Here is a 16,487-nt window from a genome sequence, read left to right as displayed (position 1 = left end):
TGAGGTTCGGGGGTCGGCCGTGCGGCGGGGGTCCGTGCGGCCGAGCCGTGCGTGATGCGCCCGCTGGCGTGCATGGACCGGCAGTGCCCCAGTCGTGTCGTCGCGAGCGTGGCGGCCCCGTCATTGCGCGCCCGTCCGTCGATCGAGTGCGGTGGCGTAGATCTTGAGGGGGTGTGGGTGGAGCGAAGCTCCCCCACCGTGAGCGCCAGCGAGCTAGAGGTACAGTACTTAACGAGCGTTCAGCCGCAGGCTTGACAGGGGGATAGGCTTTTCCAATGACGCTGGAACGGCAAGCCGTACGTCCGCCCGCTCAGTCTCGCGGGGCCGGGGCCGCTGGTCAGCAGCAGGGCGGTCAGCCTCGGCGGCGTTCGCGGCGCGACGAGATCCTCGAGATCGCCGTCGGGCTCTTCGCCGCGCGCGGGTATCACGGCGTTTCCATGGACGACATCGGTGCGGCCGCCGGGGTTACCGGGCCCGCGCTGTACCACCACTTCGCGGGCAAGGAAGCCATGCTCGCGGCCGCGCTCATCCCCGTCAGTGAACAGCTGCTCGCCGGCGGGCAGGCGCACATCGTCGAGGCCGGCGACGACCCCCGTGCCGCGCTCGCCGCGCTCGTGGACTTCCACGTCGAGTTTGCGCTCGCCAACCCCGCGGTCATCGCGCTGCACCTGCACGAGCTCGACCGGCTGCCCGAGGAGCCGCGGCGGCAGATCCGGCGGCTCCAGCGCCTCTACGTGGAGGAGTGGGTCAGCACCCTGACCTCGCTGCGGTCCGGGGAGCTCAACGACGGCGAGGCCCGGGTCCTGGCGCACGCCGCGTTCGGTCTCATGAACTCGACGCCGTTCCTCGGGGGCGAGGTCGACCGCACCCGCCGTGCCGAACTGCTGCGCGCCGCGACGCTCTCGGCGTTGCAGGGCTAACTCGGGCGGACGGGAATGCGTCGTGTGGTTGAACGCCCGGGGGATGGCCGGCCAACCGAAGTAACGACGAGCGTCACCGTGATGACCTGGGTAAATCGGGTTATCCACAGGTGCGCCGCATTCCTTTCCACAGAGTTGTCCACAGGAGAGACGCCGACATGCTGAGCTCGTTGCTCGTCGCGAACCGAGGTGAGATCGCCCGCCGGATCCTGCGCACCGCGCGGCGGCTCGATGTGCGGACCATCGCGGTGTACTCGGAGGCGGACGCCGATCTGCCCTTCGTGAAAGAGGCGGACGAGGCGGTGCCGATCGGGCCCGCGAACCCGGCCCAGTCCTACCGCAACGCCGAGGCCGTCCTCGCCGCGGCGAAGGCGACCGGCGCCGAGGCGATCCACCCGGGGTACGGCTTTCTGTCGGAGAACGCGGCCTTCGCCCGGGCCGTCGTCGACAACGGGCTGATCTGGGTGGGGCCCGGGCCCGAGGCGATCGCGGCGATGGGCGATAAGATCAACGCTCGCAACCTGATGGCGGCGGCGGGTGTACCCGTGGCGCCCGGCACGACCGACCCGGCGACGAGCGCGGACGCGGCTTTGGAGGCGGCCGTGGCGATCGGGTTCCCGGTCATGGTCAAGGCCGCGGCCGGCGGCGGGGGCATGGGCATGGCGGTCGCCGAGGACGCCGGCGGGCTGCGCGCGGAGTACGAGAAGGTGCGCGCCTTCGCGGAGCGGATGTTCGGCGACGGTTCGGTGCTGATCGAGCGCTACTTCCCGCGGGTCAGGCACATCGAGGTACAGATTCTGGGGTTGGCCGACGGGCGGGTCGTGGCGCTGGGCGAGCGCGAGTGCTCCGTGCAGCGGCGCAACCAGAAGCTCGTCGAGGAGACCCCGTCGCCCGCGCTGACCCCGCAGCAGCGAGGCGCACTGCTGCAGGCGGCCGTGCGGGCCGGGGAGGCGGTCGCGTACCGCAACGCCGGCACCGTCGAGTGCCTGTTCGACCCGGCCGCCGGGCAGTTCTTCTTCCTCGAGATGAACACGCGGCTGCAGGTCGAGCACCCGGTCACCGAGGCGGTGTTCGGCCTCGACCTGGTCGAGGAGCAGCTGCGCGTCGCCTCCGGGCTCGCGCCGGGCTTCGACCCGGACGCGCTCACCGTCACCGGGCACGCGATCGAGGTGCGGGTCAACGCCGAGGACCCCAGGCGCTTCCTGCCCGGGCCGGGCGCGATCACCACCTGGGTCGAGCCGGCCGGCGAGGGCGTGCGGGTCGACTCGGGGTACACCGCCGGCAACCTCGTGACGCCGAACTACGACTCGCTGATGGCGAAGCTGGTCGTGCACGGCGCCGACCGGGCCGACGCGCTGCGCCGGCTCCGCGCCGCGGTCGCCGCGTTCGAGATCGCCGGGCCGAAGGTGAACCTGCCCTTCTTCGCCGAGTTGCTGGACAACCCCGAGTTCGTCGGCGGCGACTACGACACCGGCATCGTCGGGCGGATGCGGGAGGGCAAGAAATGACGTTCCTGTCCATTCGTGAGGTGGGCCCGCGCGACGGGCTGCAGAACGAGGACCCCGTCCCGGCCGACGCGAAGGTGCGGCTGCTCGACGCGCTCTCCGACACCGGGGTGGGGCGGATCGAGGCGGTCTCGTTCGTCCACCCCAAGGCGATTCCCCAGATGGCGGACGCCGGCGAGGTGTGGGAAAGAGCAAAGAAGAACCCCCGGGTTCGGTACAGCGCGCTGGTGCCCAACAGCAAGGGCGCCGAGCGCGCGCTCGCCGCGGGGTTCACCGAGATCGAGGTCGTCGTCTCCGCGTCCGACACGCACAACCGGCGCAACGTGAACCGCTCGACCGGCGAGTCGCTCGACGACATCGCCGGGCTCATCGAGCTGCTCCACTCGGCCGGGGCGAGCGCCGAGGTGATCATCGCGACCAGCTTCGGCTGCCCGTTCGAGGGCGACATCGACCCCGCGCGGGTCGCCGGGATCGTCGACCGCGTGGTGGCCGACGGCGCCGACCGGGTCGCGTTCGGCGACACCACCGGGATGGGCACGCCGCGGCGGGTCGAGGACGTCGTGGGCCTGGTCCGCGAGCGCCAGCCCGACCTGCCGCTGCTGCTGCACTTCCACAACACCCGGGGTACGGCGCTGGCCAACATCCTGACCGCGCTGCGCCTGGGGGTCACCGAGTTCGACGCGAGCGTGGGCGGGCTCGGCGGGTGCCCCTACGCGCCGGGCGCCACCGGCAACGTGGCCACCGAGGAGGTGGTGCACATGCTGCACGACATGGGGTACGACACCGGGGTCGACCTCGGAGAGCTGCTGGAGGCCGCGCGGCTGGCCCAGGAAATCGTCGGCCGCGAACTCCCGTCGGGCGTGCTCAAGGCGGGTCCCCGCCTCCCCCTGTGAGGCTTGTGTCCGATTCGCCCGGTGTTGTGGTGTGTCTCCGGCCGGACCCGTGTCCGGTAGCGGTCCTACGCGAAGGTTGGAACTTCACCTCCGCGTCGGCTAGCCTGAACGATCGTTAGACATGAACGATCGTTCAGGCAGCCGACGCGGAGGTCGCACCATGGAGGGTGATGCCCTCATCCAGACGCGCAAGCGGGTCGAGGCCGGCGGCGCGGAGAAGTACCACGCGGCCAACGCCGCACGCGGCAAGCTGTTCGCCCGCGAGCGGGTGGCCCTGCTCGTCGACGAGGACTCCTTCGTCGAGGACGGGCTCTTCGCCAACGCGCTGGCCGACGGGCTCCCGGCCGACGGGGTGATCACCGGCTCGGCCACCGTCGACGGACGGTCGATCTGCCTCATGGCCAACGACTCGACAGTCAAGGCGGGCTCCTGGGGGGCCCGGACCGTCGAGAAGATCATCCGCATCATCGAGCAGGCCTATGCCACCGGTGTGCCGATGGTGTACCTGGTGGACTCCGCCGGCGCGCGGATCACCGACCAGGTCGAGCTGTTCCCCGGCCGGCGCGGCGCCGGCAAGATCTTCCACACGCAGGTCCGGGCCAGCGGCAGCATCCCGCAGGCCTGCGCCCTCTTCGGCCCGTCCGCGGCCGGGGGCGCCTACATCCCCGCCTTCTGCGACGTCGTTGCCATGGTCGAGGGCAACGCCTCGATGTACCTCGGCTCCGACCGCATGGTCGAGATGGTCACCGGCGAGAAGACCACCCTCGAGGCCATGGGCGGCGCCCGGGTGCACTGCGCCGAGAGCGGCGTCGGGCACTTCCTGTGCAAGACCGAGCAGGACGCGATCGAGACGATCCGGCGGTACCTGTCCTACCTCCCGCCGAACTGGACCGCCGAGCCGCCGGCCGCCGAGACCCGCGCCGAGACCGGGATGCCCGACATCCCCGCGAGCGAGCGGCAGGCCTTCGACATGCGCAAGGTCGTCAAGGGCCTGCTCGACGAGGACTCCTTCTTCGAGATCCACGCGCTCTGGGCGCGCGAGCTCACCGTCGGCTTCGGCCGCCTCGACGGGCGCGTGGTCGGCGTGGTCGCCAACAACTCGATGTTCAAGGGCGGCGTGCTCTTCGTCGACTCCGCGGACAAGGCGACCCGGTTCGTCCAGCTCTGCGACGCCTTCAACGTGCCGCTGCTCTTCCTCGCCGACGTGCCCGGCTTCATGGTCGGCTCGGCGGTGGAGAAGCAGGGCATCATCCGCCACGGAGCCAAGATGATCACGGCGATCTCCGAGGCCACCGTGCCCAAGATCTGCGTGGTGCTGCGCAAGGCCTACGGCGCCGGCCTCTACGCGATGGCCGGCCCGGGCTTCGAGCCCGACGCCACGATCGCGCTGCCCACCGCCAAGATCGCGGTGATGGGCGCCGAGGCGGCCGTGAACGCGGTCTACGCCAACAAGATCGCCGCGATCGAGGACGAGGCCGAGCGGGCCGCGTTCGTGGCGCAGATGCGGGCCGACTACGAGCGCGACATCGACATCATGCGGCTGGCCAGCGAGCTCGTCGTGGACACCGTCGTGGAACCGGCGGCGCTGCGCGGTGAGCTGGTGCGCCGATTCGCCGCGGCCCGGGGCAAGGACCGCACGTTCTCTCGTCGCCGTCACGGCGTGACACCGGTATAGAAGGGCACTGTCATGGTCGACTACACCCTCGGCGAGGAGCTCGAGGCGCTGCGCGAGAGCGTCCGCGAGTTCGCCCGCGAGGTCGTCGCGCCGGTGATCGGCGACTACTACGAGCGGCACGCCTTCCCCTACGACCTGGTCCGCCAGATGGGCAAGATGGGGCTGTTCGGGCTGCCGTTCCCGGAGCAGTACGGCGGCATGGGCGGCGACTACTTCGCCCTGTGCATCGCGCTGGAGGAGCTGGCCCGCGTCGACTCCTCGATCGCGGTGACCCTGGAGGCCGGGATCTCGCTCGGCGCGATGCCGATTTACCGGTACGGCACGGCGGCCCAGAAGGAACACTGGCTGCCCCGGCTCACCTCGGGTGAGGCCCTCGCCGCGTTCGGCCTGACCGAGCCCGGCGCCGGCAGCGACGCGTCGGGCACCGTGACTCGCGCCGTGCTCGACGAGGGGACCGGCGAGTGGGTGATCAACGGGTCGAAGGCCTTCATCACCAACTCCGGCACCGACATCACGGTGCTCGTCACGGTCACCGCGGTCACCGGGGTCAACCCCGACGGCAGCAAGGAGCTCTCGGCCATCATCGTGCCGAGCGGCACCCCCGGGTTCACCGTGCAGCCGGCGTACTCCAAGGTCGGCTGGTGCGCCTCGGACACCCACGAGCTCAGCTTCGACGACGTGCGGGTGCCGGCCGAGAACCTGCTCGGCGAGCGGGGCCGCGGCTACGCCCAGTTCCTGCGCATCCTCGACGAGGGCCGGGTCGCGTTCGCCGCGCTCGGGGTCGGCCTCGCGCAGGGCTGCGTCGACGAGTCGGTGGCCTACGCCCGGCAGCGGCACGCGTTCGGCAAGGCGATCGGGGAGTACCAGGCGATCCAGTTCAAGATCGCGGATATGGAGAGCCGGGCGCACACCGCGCGGCTGGCGTACTACGACGCGGCGAGCCGCCTGGTCAACGGCCGGGACTTCAAGCGCCAGGCCGCCATCGCGAAGCTCGCGTCCAGCGACGCCGCCATGGTCAACGCCCGCGAGGCGACGCAGGTGCACGGCGGGTACGGCTTCATGAACGAGACGCCGGTCGGGCGGATGTACCGCGACGCCAAGATCCTGGAGATCGGCGAGGGGACGTCCGAGGTCCAGCGCATGATCATTTCGAGGTCGATGGGGCTCTAGACCGGCCAGGTGTGAACCGGCACGTTCTCGTGCAGGCCCTCGGTGTACCGCTGCAGCATTTTTCGCAGTGCCTCCGGCCGGGTCGCGCCGCGGGCCTCGAGGTCCTGCACGACCAGCGTCTGCCAGGTGGCGCCGTTGAGCCCGGTGCGGCACCGGCCCTCGATGACGTCGAGGAGCCGGTCGCGGGTCGGGGCGGCCACGCCGAAGCGGTCGAGCCCGGCCGCGGCCACCGGGAGCAGCTCGCGCAGCACCAGGTCGCCGACCGGCACCTCGCCCAGGTCGGGCCACCAGACCTGGGCATCGAGGCCCTCGCGGGCGGCGGTGTGGAAGTTCGCCTCCGCGGCCGAGAACGACATCTGCGTCCAGATCGGCCGGTCCTGCTCGCACAGCTCCCGCACCAGCCCGAAGTAGAAGGCGGCGTTGGCGAGCTGGTCCACCACGGTCGGGCCGGCCGGCAGGCAGCGGTTCTCGACGCGCAGGTGGGGGCGGTTGTTCATGATGTCGTACACGGGGCGGTTCCAGCGGTAGATCGTGCCGTTGTGCAGCCGCAGCTCGCCGAGGCGGGGCACGCCGCCGGCCTCCAGGACCGCGACCGGGTCCTCCTCCTCGGTGATCGGCAGCAGCGGCGGGAAGTACCGGACGTTCTCCTCGAACAGGTCGAAGATCGAGGTGATCCAGCGCTCCCCGAACCAGACCCGAGGCCGCACGCCCTGCGCCTTGAGCTCCTCCGGCCGCGTGTCGGTGGCCTGCTCGAACAGCGCGATGCGGGTTTCGGCCCACAGGCGCTTGCCGAAGAGGAACGGCGAGTTCGCCCCGACCGCGACCTGGACGCCCGCGATGGCCTGGGACGCGTTCCAGTGCTGGGCGAAGGCCTCCGGCGCGACCTGGAGGTGGAACTGGACGCTCGTGCACGCCGACTCGCCGGCGATGGACTCGGACTGCGACTCCAGCCGCTCGTGGCCGCGGATGTCGAGCGCGATGTCCTCGCCGCGGGCGTTGATTATCTGGTCGTTGAGCAGCCGGTACCGCGGGTTGTCCGACATGTTCGCCAGCACGAGGTGCTCGGGGCGCAGCGTCGGCAGTATGCCGATCAGCACCAGGCGCGCGTCGGACTTGTGGGCCCGCTCGTCGGCGTGCACGAGGCTGGCGAGGACCTCGCGCTCGTACACCTCCAGCCCGTCGCCCTCGATCAGCCGCGGCGCGACGTTCACCTCGAGGTTGAACTGGCCCAGCTCGGTCTGGAAGGTCGGATCGGCCAGGTCGGCCAGCACCTCGGCGTTGCGCATCGCGGGCTGCGCATCCGGGTCGATCAGGTTGACCTCGATCTCGAGGCCGGTCATCGGCCGGTCGGAGTCGAAGCGGAAATCGTTGAGCATGAGCGCGAAAACGTCCAGGCAGCGCCGCACTTTGCGTCGGTATCGAGCGCGGTCCTCACGCGAGAAAGCTCCCCGTGTGACGTCCTGGCCCATGCCCTGCCCTCCGGCCCTCTTGGACCCCTCACGTTAGGAGTAGTCCAGATGTACCGCTAGGGACAAAACAGACATCATGGCAGCCGAGGGTGAGCGAAACCTTGCGGAGGGTGGGAGATTTCGCCCACCCTCTGCACGATGGTCAAACTCCGGCAATTGCCGGAGTTTCCGGCAATTTGGGTCAGCCCTGGCGGACGGCCTCGGCGCCGATCTCGATCTTGACCTTCTTGCCGACGAGCACGCCGCCGGTCTCGAGGGCCTGGTTCCAGGTGATGCCGAAATCCTCGCGGTCGATCTCGGTCGTCGCGGAGAAGCCGATGACCTCCTGGCCCCACGGGCTCTTCGCGTGGCCCTCGAACTCCACGTCGAGCTCGACCTCGCGGGTGACGTCACGGATCGTCAGGTCGCCGACCAGCTTGAACTCGCCGCCGGACAGGCCCACGACGCGCTTGCTCTTGAAGGTCAGGTTCGGCCACTGCTCGACGTGGAGGAAGTCGGGGCTGCGCAGGTGGCCGTCACGGTCGGCGACGCCGGTGTCGATGCTTGCCGCGTCGATGGTGACCTCGACGCTCGACTCCAGGGGGTCCTCGGCGACGACGATGCTGCCGCTGGCGCTGGTGAAGCCGCCGCGTACCTTGCTGACCATCATGTGCCGGGCGACGAAGCTGACCCGGGTGTGGGCCGGGTCGATCTCGAACTTGCCGGCGGTGGGGATGGTCAGGCCGTTGTACTCGCGGGTGTTGACGGGTGCCGTCATGGTGACTCCCTCAGTTGTGCGGTTGTAAAGAAGATTGCCGAAGCAAATATACACTCGACAGACTCTCGTCCGTCAAGCTCTTCTGTTAGACTCGCACTGTGACCGACGAAATGCTGGACGATCCGCGAATCACCGCCATGGGCCTCTTCGTGGAGGCCTTCTCAGGGGTGAACGCGCGGCTCAACGTCCAGCTCGCCGAGCACGGTCTCGGCAACGTCGACTTCGAGGTGCTGATGCGCCTCGCCCGCTCCCCGGGCGGTGAGCTGCGCATGACCGACCTCGCCGCGCAGACCGGCCTCTCGACGAGCGGCGTGACCCGGGTCGTCGACCGCCTCGAGCGCGACGGCTTCGCCACGCGCCGGGCCTGCCCGACCGACCGCCGCGGCTCGTTCACCGTCATCACCGCGAGCGGCTTGGCCAAGATGCGCGAGATCCTGCCCGGCCATCTCGCGCTGATCGAGGAGTGGTTCACCGGCCGCCTCGCGCCGGACGAGCTCGACGGGCTGCTGGGCGGGCTGCGCACCATCCGCGACGCGGTGCGTCCGGACGCCACGTCGGGTGTGCCGTCGATGCGCACCGCCGCCTGAACCCGCACCGGCAGAACCACCGGCAGGTCCGCGACTTGCGGCGGGGGCAAGTCCGACATTTCGCTTACGCCGGATCGGGGCTCGTCTAGCCTCTCCCGGCACGGGCGAAGTTAGGTGGGCAGGTGTACCAGTGCCACCAGGGGGTCTTCGTCCGTGCGCCCAAACTCCGCGTCGAGCAGTCGATGCTCCCGCGGCAGCAGCCGGATCCCTGATCGCTCCCGCACCCCCGCGAGGTCCGACAGCGCACGCTCCCGCCCCGCCGGCCCGGCGCTCGCCGCCAGCCCCACGAGCGCCTCGAGCACATCGCGGACGTCGTCGCGGGCGGCCAGGAAGTTGGCGGCGGTCTCGAACGCCGCCGCCGCGGCCGGCCGATCGCCGCGCCCCAGGGCTAGGTAGCCGCTGACGAGCGCGGCCGCGCCGGCGCTGCCGGGCACCGCCGCCAGCTCCGCCAGCACCGCGGACGCCTCGCCCACCTGCCCCGTCTCGGCGTACGCCTGACCCAGGGTGCCCAGCACCCGGACCCGGTGCGTGGGGTCGCCGACCTCGGCGATCGCCGTCGCGGCCCGCCGGGCCAGCGCGATCGCCTCGTCGAAGCGGCCGTCCAGCCGGGCGATCTCGGCGAGGTTGGCCTCGGTGAGTGCGCGGAGCCGGGCATCGCCCACGTCCAGCGCGCGCCGCCCCGCGCCCTCGAGCCGGCGCCCGGCCGTGCCCAGGTCGCCGGCGAGCACGTCGTGCCAGGCGAGGTTGTTCTGCGCGACCGCGATCTCGCGCGGCCGCCCGGCCCGGATCGCCAGGGTCAGGGCCGCCTCGTTGTGGGCGCGCGCCTGGTCGCTGCCGCCGAGCGCCTGCCAGATCCCGGCGAGGAGGGCCCGGGCGGTGAGCTCGCCGGTGACGTCGCCGCGCTCGGCGAGCACGAGCAGGGCCGCCTCGGTCGCGCACAGCTCCTCGACCCCGCGGCCGTGGGCGGTGGCGAGCATGGCCGCGCCGACCTGCGCCCAGGCCCGGGTCGCGGGGTCGCAGCCCTGCGTGCGGCGGTCCCGCAGAAGCCGGTGCAGCAGCTGGTACGCCTCGACGTCCCGCCCGCGCAGCCGGCACCACCGCGGGATGGCCCCCACCAGCCGGAGCGCGAGCTCGGGCTCCCGCACCGAGGTGTACCGCAGCGCCGTCCGGATGTCGCTGTTGAGGTAGTCCAGGCGCAGGACCGCCGCGGCGGTGCCGGGCCCGGTCAGCTCCGCCGAGGTCCGCACCACCGTGCGCGTCACGACCTCGGCGTGGCGCAGCCGGGCCGCGCGCAGCTCCCCGGCGTCGGCGCAGCGCTCGGCGGCGAAGTCGAAGACCACGTCGAGGAGCCGGAAGCGCAGGTCGCCCGGGCCGCGCACGCTCACCAGCCCGAGCCCGACCAGCCGGTCGAGCACCGCCTCGACGTCGTCGACCACGCCGTCGAGCAGCGCCTCGGCGAGCTCCACGGACCACTTCCCGCGAAACGTCGACAGCCGGCGCAGGGCCGCCTGCTCGTGCCCGGCCAGCAGTGCGTAGCTGTCGGCGACGGCGTCGCGCAGCCGGCGCCCGGCCGGGTCGGTGGCGGCGAGGTCGAGGACGCGGTTGCCGTACCGCGCCAGCAGCTCCCCGAGCTCCAGCACCCGCCCCCGCGCGGCCGCGAGCTCGATGGCGAGCGGCAGCCCGTCGAGGCGCCGGACCAGCTCGGCGATGGTTGACAGCTCGTCGTCGCGGGCGGGCTCGCGGCGCACCGCCCGCAGCCGCTCCACGAACAGCGCCACCGCGGGCACCTCGCGCAGCGCCGCCGGCTCGAGTCGCCGCCCGACCGGTACCTCGAGCGGCTGCACCTGCCAGTCCAGGGCCCCGGGCAGCACCCCGGCGAGCGGCTGCCGGCTGGTGAGGAGCATGCGCACGGCCGGCACCCGGGCCCGCAGCCACGCGATGGCCTCGAGGGCGGCCCGCGGCGCGCGGTCCACGCCGTCGAGCACCAGCAGCGCGGGCGGGGCCCCGGGACCGCCGAACCGCTCGCCCAGCTCCTCGGCGCGGGCCACGCAGAAGACAGCCGCGACGGCGGAGAAGATGTCGGTGGGCTCGGAGACGTTCACGACGGTCACGGAGACCGCGGTCCAGCCGGCCTCGACCGCACGGTGCGCGACCGCGTGCGCGAGCCCGGACTTGCCCACCCCGGCCATCCCGATCAGCGCGATGACCTCGGCCTGCGTTCCGAGCCGGCCCAGCAGCTCGGCGATGTCGGCGTCGCGCCCGACCAGCGGGGGCATCGTGGGCAGGGGCAGCGCGGTGCGCGCCGCGTGGCTCGGCGCCGGCAGCGGCGGGTCGAGCCCCGCGAGCACCGGCGGCTCCACGACGTCGGCCGGCTTGCCGGCGCGCGACCGGCGGGCCACGTTGTCGTGCCGGCCCCCGTTCGGCGGCAGCGGCGCGCGGCTGGTCGCCGAGCTCAGGAAGGCGTCACGGGCAGGGCCGGTGAGGTCCAGCGCGTCGGCCAGCAGGGCCACGGTGTTGCGCTGCGGCCGGGCGACCCGGCCCCGCTCGAGCTCGCGGAGGGTGCGCACGCCGAGGCCGGCCCGCGCGGCCAGCTCGTCCTGGGTCAGTCCCCTGGCCAGGCGGCTGGCCCGCAAGGTCGCGGCGAAGCCTGCCCCGGCGTTGCGCGGATCATGATCCGCAACTGGAGACATGTTCTGGAAGGGTACTGAGCTTGGGTGCGGCGCAGTACCTGGGCGTCAGAACTACGACGAATGTCAATATTTAACCGGGCCGCGCGGCCACCAGTTAGCCCGGTCCAACAGCCCCATGAAGGCCGGCAGCAGCAGCCCGCGCACGACCGTCACGTCGATCAGGATCGCCACCGCCATGCCGACGCCGATCTCCTTCACCGCCACGAGACCGCCGGCGGCGAAGCCCAGGAACACGATCCCGATGCAGACGGCGGCCGCGGTGACGACCGGCCCCGAGTGCGTGATGCCGCGGAGCACGGCTCGTTCGGTGTCGGGGCGCAGGTCGTACTCCTCCTTGATCCGCGCCAGCAGGAAGACCTCGTAGTCCATCGACAGGCCGAAGATGAACACGAACAGCAGCACGGGCGTGGTGAGGTCCAGCCCGCCCCACGAGTCGAAGAACAGCGGCACCTGGCCCCAGCCCCACTGGAACAGCACGACCATCACCCCGAGGGTCGCGGCCAGGGTCAGCAGGTTCATCAGCACGGCCTTGAGCGGGATGACGAGCGAGCCGGTCAGCGCGAACAGCAGCAGCACGGTGACGAGCAGCACGACGAGCGCGGCGCCGGGCAGGCGCCCGGCGATGGAGTCGCGGTAGTCCACGACCTCGGCCGCCGGGCCGGTCACCCACTTCGCGAAGGGCGTCGGCATGGCGCGGATGGCGCGCACGAGGTCATAGCCGGGCCGGTCGCCGACCTTGCCCTTCGGGGTCAGGTCGAGGATCGTCCAGCCGGCCGGGACGTCGCTGCGCACGTCCTGGCGCAGGAGCTCGCCCGGCAGCTGCGCGGCGATGCGGTTCATGAGGTCGCGCACGTCGGCCCGCTCCGGCCCGGCCTGCAGCAGCACCGAGACCGGCGGCGGCGCGTCGTTGAGGAACTTCGACTCCATGACGTCGTACGCCTGGCGCGCCTCGTTCGAGCCGGGCAGCGCCCGCGCATCGGAGTTGGCGAGGTTGGCCCCCAGCAGCGGCGCGGCCAGCACCAGCAGCCCGACGGTCGCGAGCAGGGCGACCCGGGCGGGGTCCCGCTGGGCCCGCGCGGCCAGCCGGGGCAGCAGGCCGCCCCAGCGCACCGCGGCGGCCGGGCGGATCCGGTCGCCGGTGAGGGAGATCAGCGCCGGTACCAGGGTCAGGGCGGCCAGCGTCGCCAGCGCGACGACCGCGGCCCCGCCGAGCGCAACCGCGGCCAGCAGCGGCTCGGCGAAGGTGGTCAGCCCGGCCAGGGTCAGCGTCACCGCGAGGCCCGAGATCGCGACCGCGCGGCCGGCCCGGCGCACGGCCACGCGCAGCGCCTCGTCCGGGTCGCGGTGCTGCCGCTCCTCGCGGTACCGGGCCACGATGAGCAGCGAATAGTCGACCGCCAGCCCGATGCCGAGCAGCGTCACGACGTTTAGGGAGTACTCGCTGACCTTCGTCACGTGGCTCAGCCCGAGCAGCACGAGCAGCGAGCCGAGGACGCTCGCGACCGCGACGGCCAGCGGCAGCGCCGCGGCGAGGAAGCCGCCGAAGAAGAGGTACAGCGCGACGAGCAGGGCGGCGAAGGCGACGCTCTCGCCGATGGCCAGGTCGTGCACGGACTGGTCGGCGAACGCGCGTTCGGCCAGCTTGTCCCCGCCGACGTGCACGCTGGGCGCCTGGATGCGCTCGAGGCGGTCGTGGACCCGGTCCTCGAGGGCCTCGCGCGGGGCCTCGGCCAGCGCCGGGTCGAGCTCGACCTCGACGCTGACGCTGCGGTTGTCCGCGCCGATGCGGCCGCCGACGCCGGTGTAGAGGTCGTTGACCTCCTTGACCCCGGGCATCGCGCGGATCTCCTGGGCCGCGGCGCTCACGCTCGCGACCAGCTTCGGGTCGTACGGCGCCAGCCCCTCCACCACCGCGTAGACGTGCGATCCCGTCGGTGTCAGCTCGTCGACGTGGCGCTGGCCGACGGCGGACTGGCTGTCGGCGCGGTTCGTGCCGGTGGTGGCCAGGCGGTCGAACAGGCCGCCCCCGAAGACGGCACCGGCGATCGTCACCGCCAGCCAGAGACCGACGACGACCCAGCGGAGCTTCGCGACCCACGCAGCGAACATCGGAGTATGCAAGCACGGCTTGCGTACGGCCGGACATCGGCCGTACGCGTGGGCTCGGCCACTCGGACGGTTGCCGTGCTCGCTCGGACGTGTTTATCAGGACGGCTTGCCGCGGCCGCGGCCCCGGCCCCGGGCGGGCTTGTCGGCCGGCTTGTCCGCGGTGCTCGACTCCTCCGGCCAGAGCGGCGTGACGGACGCGCGCCCGGTGGAGGTGGCCGGCGCGCCGCTCGCGGCGGGCGCGGGCTCGTCGTCGACGGTGTCCTCGGCGTACGCGCGCTTGGAGGCGTCCGACGAGTACGTGCGGCCGGTGGGCTCGACGCTGCTGGTGCCGTACGCCCGCGACGGCGCGTAGGCGTCCGACTCCAGGTCGGTGGCCGAGTCGAGCTCGGGGGCGGCCCCGACCGCGACCGGCTCCTTCGTCCAGGAGTCCGGCGACGGCTCGTCCTCGCCGTCGCGGCGGGCGTCGGCCTTGGCGTCGGCCTTCGCGTCGGCCTCGGCGAGCGCGGCGTGCCAGTCGGAGTAGTCGGAGGCGGCGCGGGCGTCGCGCGCCTCGGCCGCGGCCCGCCGGTTGGCCCGGGCCTGGGCGCGGGAGCCGCGGGGGCCGATGGAGGAGACGATGACCGAGCCGGCCAGGCCGGCCAGCACCGCGTAGGGCGAGATGACGAATGCCGACAGGTGCTGGTCGTTGTCGCCGAGGCCGGGGATGGCCAGCAGGTAGGCGATGGCCACCAGCAGGGGCCCGGCCAGCCCGGACACGGCCACGCCGACGCGGTTGTCGCCCCGGCGGGCGGCGGGCCAGGCGGCCAGCGCGCCGATGAGCAGCGCGATCAGGATCATGAGCAGCGCGGCCGGCAGGTTGACCATGCCGTGGATCCACGTCGCGTCGGTGAACTGCCAGGTGCCGAGCTGGGCCGCGGTGCTGGTGTCGCCGTCGGCGCGCACGACGTCGGCGACGGCGACCACGGCCAGCGCCCACAGCCAGGCGGACGAGGCGATGACGTTCGCGGCGATGGCGCGGGCGGTCAGGGCGCCGATGGCCATGAGCAGGCCGACGATGATGCCGGCGATGGCGTAGCCGCCGGCGGTGAAGTACGGCGCGGCGTTGTCCGGCCGCGGCAGGCGCGACGGGATGGCCACGAGCGGCACGATGATCAGCGAGCCGACGGCCGCGGCGAGCGCGACGACCACGCGCCAGGCGACGACCAGGGCCTGACCGGCGGCGCTGTCCGGGTTGGCGGGCACGGGCGCCCCGGTGCCGGCGAGCCGGTCGGCGCAGATGGCGCCGATGACCGTCGACGATGCGGCGAGCCAGGCCACCCAGGCGAGGCTGCTCACCCACACGGTGGCGCTGTTGCCGGTCGGCTGCCAGGAGATGATGCCCAGCCCGTAGCCGAGCCCGAGCTGCGCGGCACCGGCGCCGGCCGCGACGCCGATCGCCGTAGATATTGAGGTAGCCCAGCTTCTCGCCGCCATGCCGCGCAGCATAAGCCCACCGGTCCACGTCGGCGAGTCCTTGTCGGGGGTACGTCAAGACCCCAGGGTGGGGCGCGTGGGTGGGCATGTCGCGGCGCTGCGGCGGACAAGTTGGACATGGTGGTGAACTGGAGACATGGCGAACGAGCGCGACGACGAATCCTCGACGCAGCCGTTCTCGCCCCTCGAGGGTGAGCAGGACGAACACGGCCCGGAGACCGACCCGGACGCGACGCGGATCCAGGATCCCGGCGATGCCACGCGGCCGGTACGCCCGACGGCCCGGATCGAGCAGGAGAAGCAGGACGAGCCGCGCGAGCGCTGGTCGGCGCGCGCCGGGGTGCCCGCGCCCGGCGATCCGGCCCTGCGCCGGTCTGCCCCGCAGGAGTGGGTGGAAGAGGAGGAGGACCCGTACCAGGGGCGCTCCTGGCTGATGCCGGTGGTCGTCGGCATCGTCGCGCTGGTGCTGGTCGGCGCGCTCAGTATCGGGCTGTACCTCATCTACCGCGCCACCGCCGACGGCCGGAACGCGCCCGGGGTCGTCGAGTCGAGCACCGCGTCCGCCGTCACCTCGTCCGCGCCGCCGGCCAGCGCGCCGGCCCCGTCCACCGCCGCGCCGTCCTCGGAGGCCCCGGCGAGTGCTCCGCCCGGCCCGGTCACGATCCCGCCGCTGCGGGGCAACTCGCTGGCCGAGGCCACGGTCAAGCTGCAGGCGCTCGGGCTCAACGTGCGGGTGGAGCGGACGGCCGACGACTCGCTGCCGCCGGGCGAGGTGCTGTCCGCGCGGCCCGGGGAGGGTGCGACGGTGCTGCCGGGGGAGACGATCACCCTGTACGTCGCGGTGGCCCCACCGCCGCCGTCCACGAAGCCGCAGCCCAGCGCCTCGGCGAGCGGGTAGACGCGGAAACTCCGCCGTAGCCCGGGGCTACGGCGGAGTTTCGCGCGACAAACTGTGTGGCCGGTCAGCCCACGGCGACCGGAACGCCCGCCCGAGCGGGGGCGGCGGAGCGCTGGTTGCGGGCGACGAAGCCCGGTTGCAGGCCCTGGAGCAGCACGAAGATCGAGCGGCGCTCCACGGCGTCGCCCGAGGCATTGAGCTGGTACCCGTCGAGCCAGGCCCAGCCGTCATAGGTCTGCCAGTCGTGCACGCGGATCACCCGGAACAGCATGGGCTGCGTGAACTGCACACTCGCGGTCTTCGTCACGCGCAGCACGTCACCGGTCCTCGGTAACACGGTG

The 16,487-nt window shown here is 72.6% G+C and carries 13 protein-coding genes; 7 read left to right on the top strand and 6 right to left on the bottom strand.

Translation table 11 applies throughout. The features are described from left to right. Positions 1 to 275 precede the first annotated feature (275 nt). The 5 genes from AB0B76_RS02440 to AB0B76_RS02420 all read left to right on the top strand — a co-directional run bounded on the left by AB0B76_RS02440 (position 276) and on the right by AB0B76_RS02420 (position 6,163). Positions 276 to 920, top strand: a complete 645-nt coding sequence (locus AB0B76_RS02440; protein WP_360368012.1) for a TetR/AcrR family transcriptional regulator — start codon at positions 276 to 278, stop codon at positions 918 to 920. 158 nt (positions 921 to 1,078) lie between these two features. Further along, positions 1,079 to 2,428, top strand: coding sequence for a biotin carboxylase N-terminal domain-containing protein (locus AB0B76_RS02435; protein ID WP_360368010.1), 1,350 nt, complete (start codon positions 1,079 to 1,081; stop codon positions 2,426 to 2,428). Continuing rightward, positions 2,425 to 3,318, top strand: coding sequence for a hydroxymethylglutaryl-CoA lyase (locus AB0B76_RS02430; protein ID WP_360368007.1), 894 nt, complete (start codon positions 2,425 to 2,427; stop codon positions 3,316 to 3,318). The genes AB0B76_RS02435 and AB0B76_RS02430 overlap by 4 nt, the downstream gene beginning before the upstream one ends. A 160-nt stretch (positions 3,319 to 3,478) precedes the next feature. Next, entirely contained in the window at positions 3,479 to 4,993 is a 1,515-nt protein-coding gene (locus AB0B76_RS02425; protein ID WP_360368005.1) for an acyl-CoA carboxylase subunit beta, read from the top strand. 12 nt (positions 4,994 to 5,005) lie between these two features. Beyond that, complete coding sequence (locus AB0B76_RS02420) at positions 5,006 to 6,163, top strand: acyl-CoA dehydrogenase family protein (protein WP_360368002.1); 1,158 nt, start codon at positions 5,006 to 5,008, stop codon at positions 6,161 to 6,163. Here AB0B76_RS02420 and AB0B76_RS02415 read toward each other — a convergent pair. Continuing rightward, the gene (locus AB0B76_RS02415; RefSeq protein ID WP_360367999.1) at positions 6,160 to 7,632 is read right to left on the bottom strand and encodes a glutamate--cysteine ligase; all 1,473 of its coding nucleotides are present in this window, start codon (positions 7,630 to 7,632) and stop codon (positions 6,160 to 6,162) included. The two genes, AB0B76_RS02420 and AB0B76_RS02415, sit on opposite strands and share 4 nt — an antisense overlap. A 181-nt stretch (positions 7,633 to 7,813) precedes the next feature. Beyond that, the gene (locus tag AB0B76_RS02410; RefSeq protein ID WP_360367996.1) at positions 7,814 to 8,389 is read right to left on the bottom strand and encodes a YceI family protein; all 576 of its coding nucleotides are present in this window, start codon (positions 8,387 to 8,389) and stop codon (positions 7,814 to 7,816) included. A gap of 98 nt (positions 8,390 to 8,487) precedes the next feature. Between AB0B76_RS02410 and AB0B76_RS02405 the strand changes: the two genes are divergently transcribed. After that, positions 8,488 to 8,976: a MarR family transcriptional regulator gene (locus tag AB0B76_RS02405; RefSeq protein ID WP_360367994.1), complete on the top strand. Its 489-nt coding sequence runs from the start codon at positions 8,488 to 8,490 to the stop codon at positions 8,974 to 8,976. A 110-nt stretch (positions 8,977 to 9,086) separates the two neighbouring features. Here the strand turns inward: AB0B76_RS02405 and AB0B76_RS02400 are convergent, their stop codons facing one another. The 3 genes from AB0B76_RS02400 to AB0B76_RS02390 all read right to left on the bottom strand — a co-directional run bounded on the left by AB0B76_RS02400 (position 9,087) and on the right by AB0B76_RS02390 (position 15,248). Further along, positions 9,087 to 11,666 carry a helix-turn-helix domain-containing protein gene (locus AB0B76_RS02400; RefSeq protein ID WP_360367991.1) on the bottom strand — a complete coding sequence of 860 codons (2,580 nt, stop codon included), beginning with the start codon at positions 11,664 to 11,666 and terminating at the stop codon, positions 9,087 to 9,089. A gap of 63 nt (positions 11,667 to 11,729) precedes the next feature. Then, entirely contained in the window at positions 11,730 to 13,775 is a 2,046-nt protein-coding gene (locus AB0B76_RS02395) for an efflux RND transporter permease subunit (protein ID WP_360367988.1), read from the bottom strand. A gap of 96 nt (positions 13,776 to 13,871) precedes the next feature. Further along, positions 13,872 to 15,248: a hypothetical protein gene (locus tag AB0B76_RS02390; protein WP_360367985.1), complete on the bottom strand. Its 1,377-nt coding sequence runs from the start codon at positions 15,246 to 15,248 to the stop codon at positions 13,872 to 13,874. A gap of 136 nt (positions 15,249 to 15,384) precedes the next feature. On the opposite strand from AB0B76_RS02390, the gene AB0B76_RS02385 reads away from it, so the two are divergent. Further along, the gene (locus AB0B76_RS02385) at positions 15,385 to 16,146 is read left to right on the top strand and encodes a PASTA domain-containing protein (RefSeq protein ID WP_360367982.1); all 762 of its coding nucleotides are present in this window, start codon (positions 15,385 to 15,387) and stop codon (positions 16,144 to 16,146) included. A 64-nt stretch (positions 16,147 to 16,210) separates the two neighbouring features. Here AB0B76_RS02385 and AB0B76_RS02380 read toward each other — a convergent pair whose 3' ends face one another. Next, positions 16,211 to 16,483 (bottom strand): hypothetical protein, encoded by a 273-nt coding sequence (locus AB0B76_RS02380; protein ID WP_360367979.1) that lies wholly within the window; start codon positions 16,481 to 16,483, stop codon positions 16,211 to 16,213. Positions 16,484 to 16,487 lie beyond the last annotated feature (4 nt).

The organism is Dactylosporangium sp. NPDC049140 (genome assembly GCF_040648435.1).
Note: the sequence above shows the minus strand (reverse complement) of the source record. Positions and strands in the feature narration are given on the sequence as shown.

Excerpts from the sequence above, each read along its gene's own strand:
- AB0B76_RS02410 (WP_360367996.1), bottom strand. The coding sequence starts at position 8,389 with ATGACGGCACCCGTCAACACCCGCGAGTACAACGGCCTGACCATCCCC.
- AB0B76_RS02415 (WP_360367999.1), bottom strand. The coding sequence starts at position 7,632 with ATGGGCCAGGACGTCACACGGGGAGCTTTCTCGCGTGAGGACCGCGCT.
- AB0B76_RS02395 (WP_360367988.1), bottom strand. The coding sequence starts at position 13,775 with ATGTTCGCTGCGTGGGTCGCGAAGCTCCGCTGGGTCGTCGTCGGTCTC.
- AB0B76_RS02425 (WP_360368005.1), top strand. The coding sequence starts at position 3,479 with ATGGAGGGTGATGCCCTCATCCAGACGCGCAAGCGGGTCGAGGCCGGC.
- AB0B76_RS02430 (WP_360368007.1), top strand. The coding sequence starts at position 2,425 with ATGACGTTCCTGTCCATTCGTGAGGTGGGCCCGCGCGACGGGCTGCAG.
- AB0B76_RS02435 (WP_360368010.1), top strand. The coding sequence starts at position 1,079 with ATGCTGAGCTCGTTGCTCGTCGCGAACCGAGGTGAGATCGCCCGCCGG.
- AB0B76_RS02440 (WP_360368012.1), top strand. The coding sequence starts at position 276 with ATGACGCTGGAACGGCAAGCCGTACGTCCGCCCGCTCAGTCTCGCGGG.
- AB0B76_RS02400 (WP_360367991.1), bottom strand. The coding sequence starts at position 11,666 with ATGTCTCCAGTTGCGGATCATGATCCGCGCAACGCCGGGGCAGGCTTC.
- AB0B76_RS02385 (WP_360367982.1), top strand. The coding sequence starts at position 15,385 with ATGGCGAACGAGCGCGACGACGAATCCTCGACGCAGCCGTTCTCGCCC.
- AB0B76_RS02420 (WP_360368002.1), top strand. The coding sequence starts at position 5,006 with ATGGTCGACTACACCCTCGGCGAGGAGCTCGAGGCGCTGCGCGAGAGC.
- AB0B76_RS02390 (WP_360367985.1), bottom strand. The coding sequence starts at position 15,248 with ATGGCGGCGAGAAGCTGGGCTACCTCAATATCTACGGCGATCGGCGTC.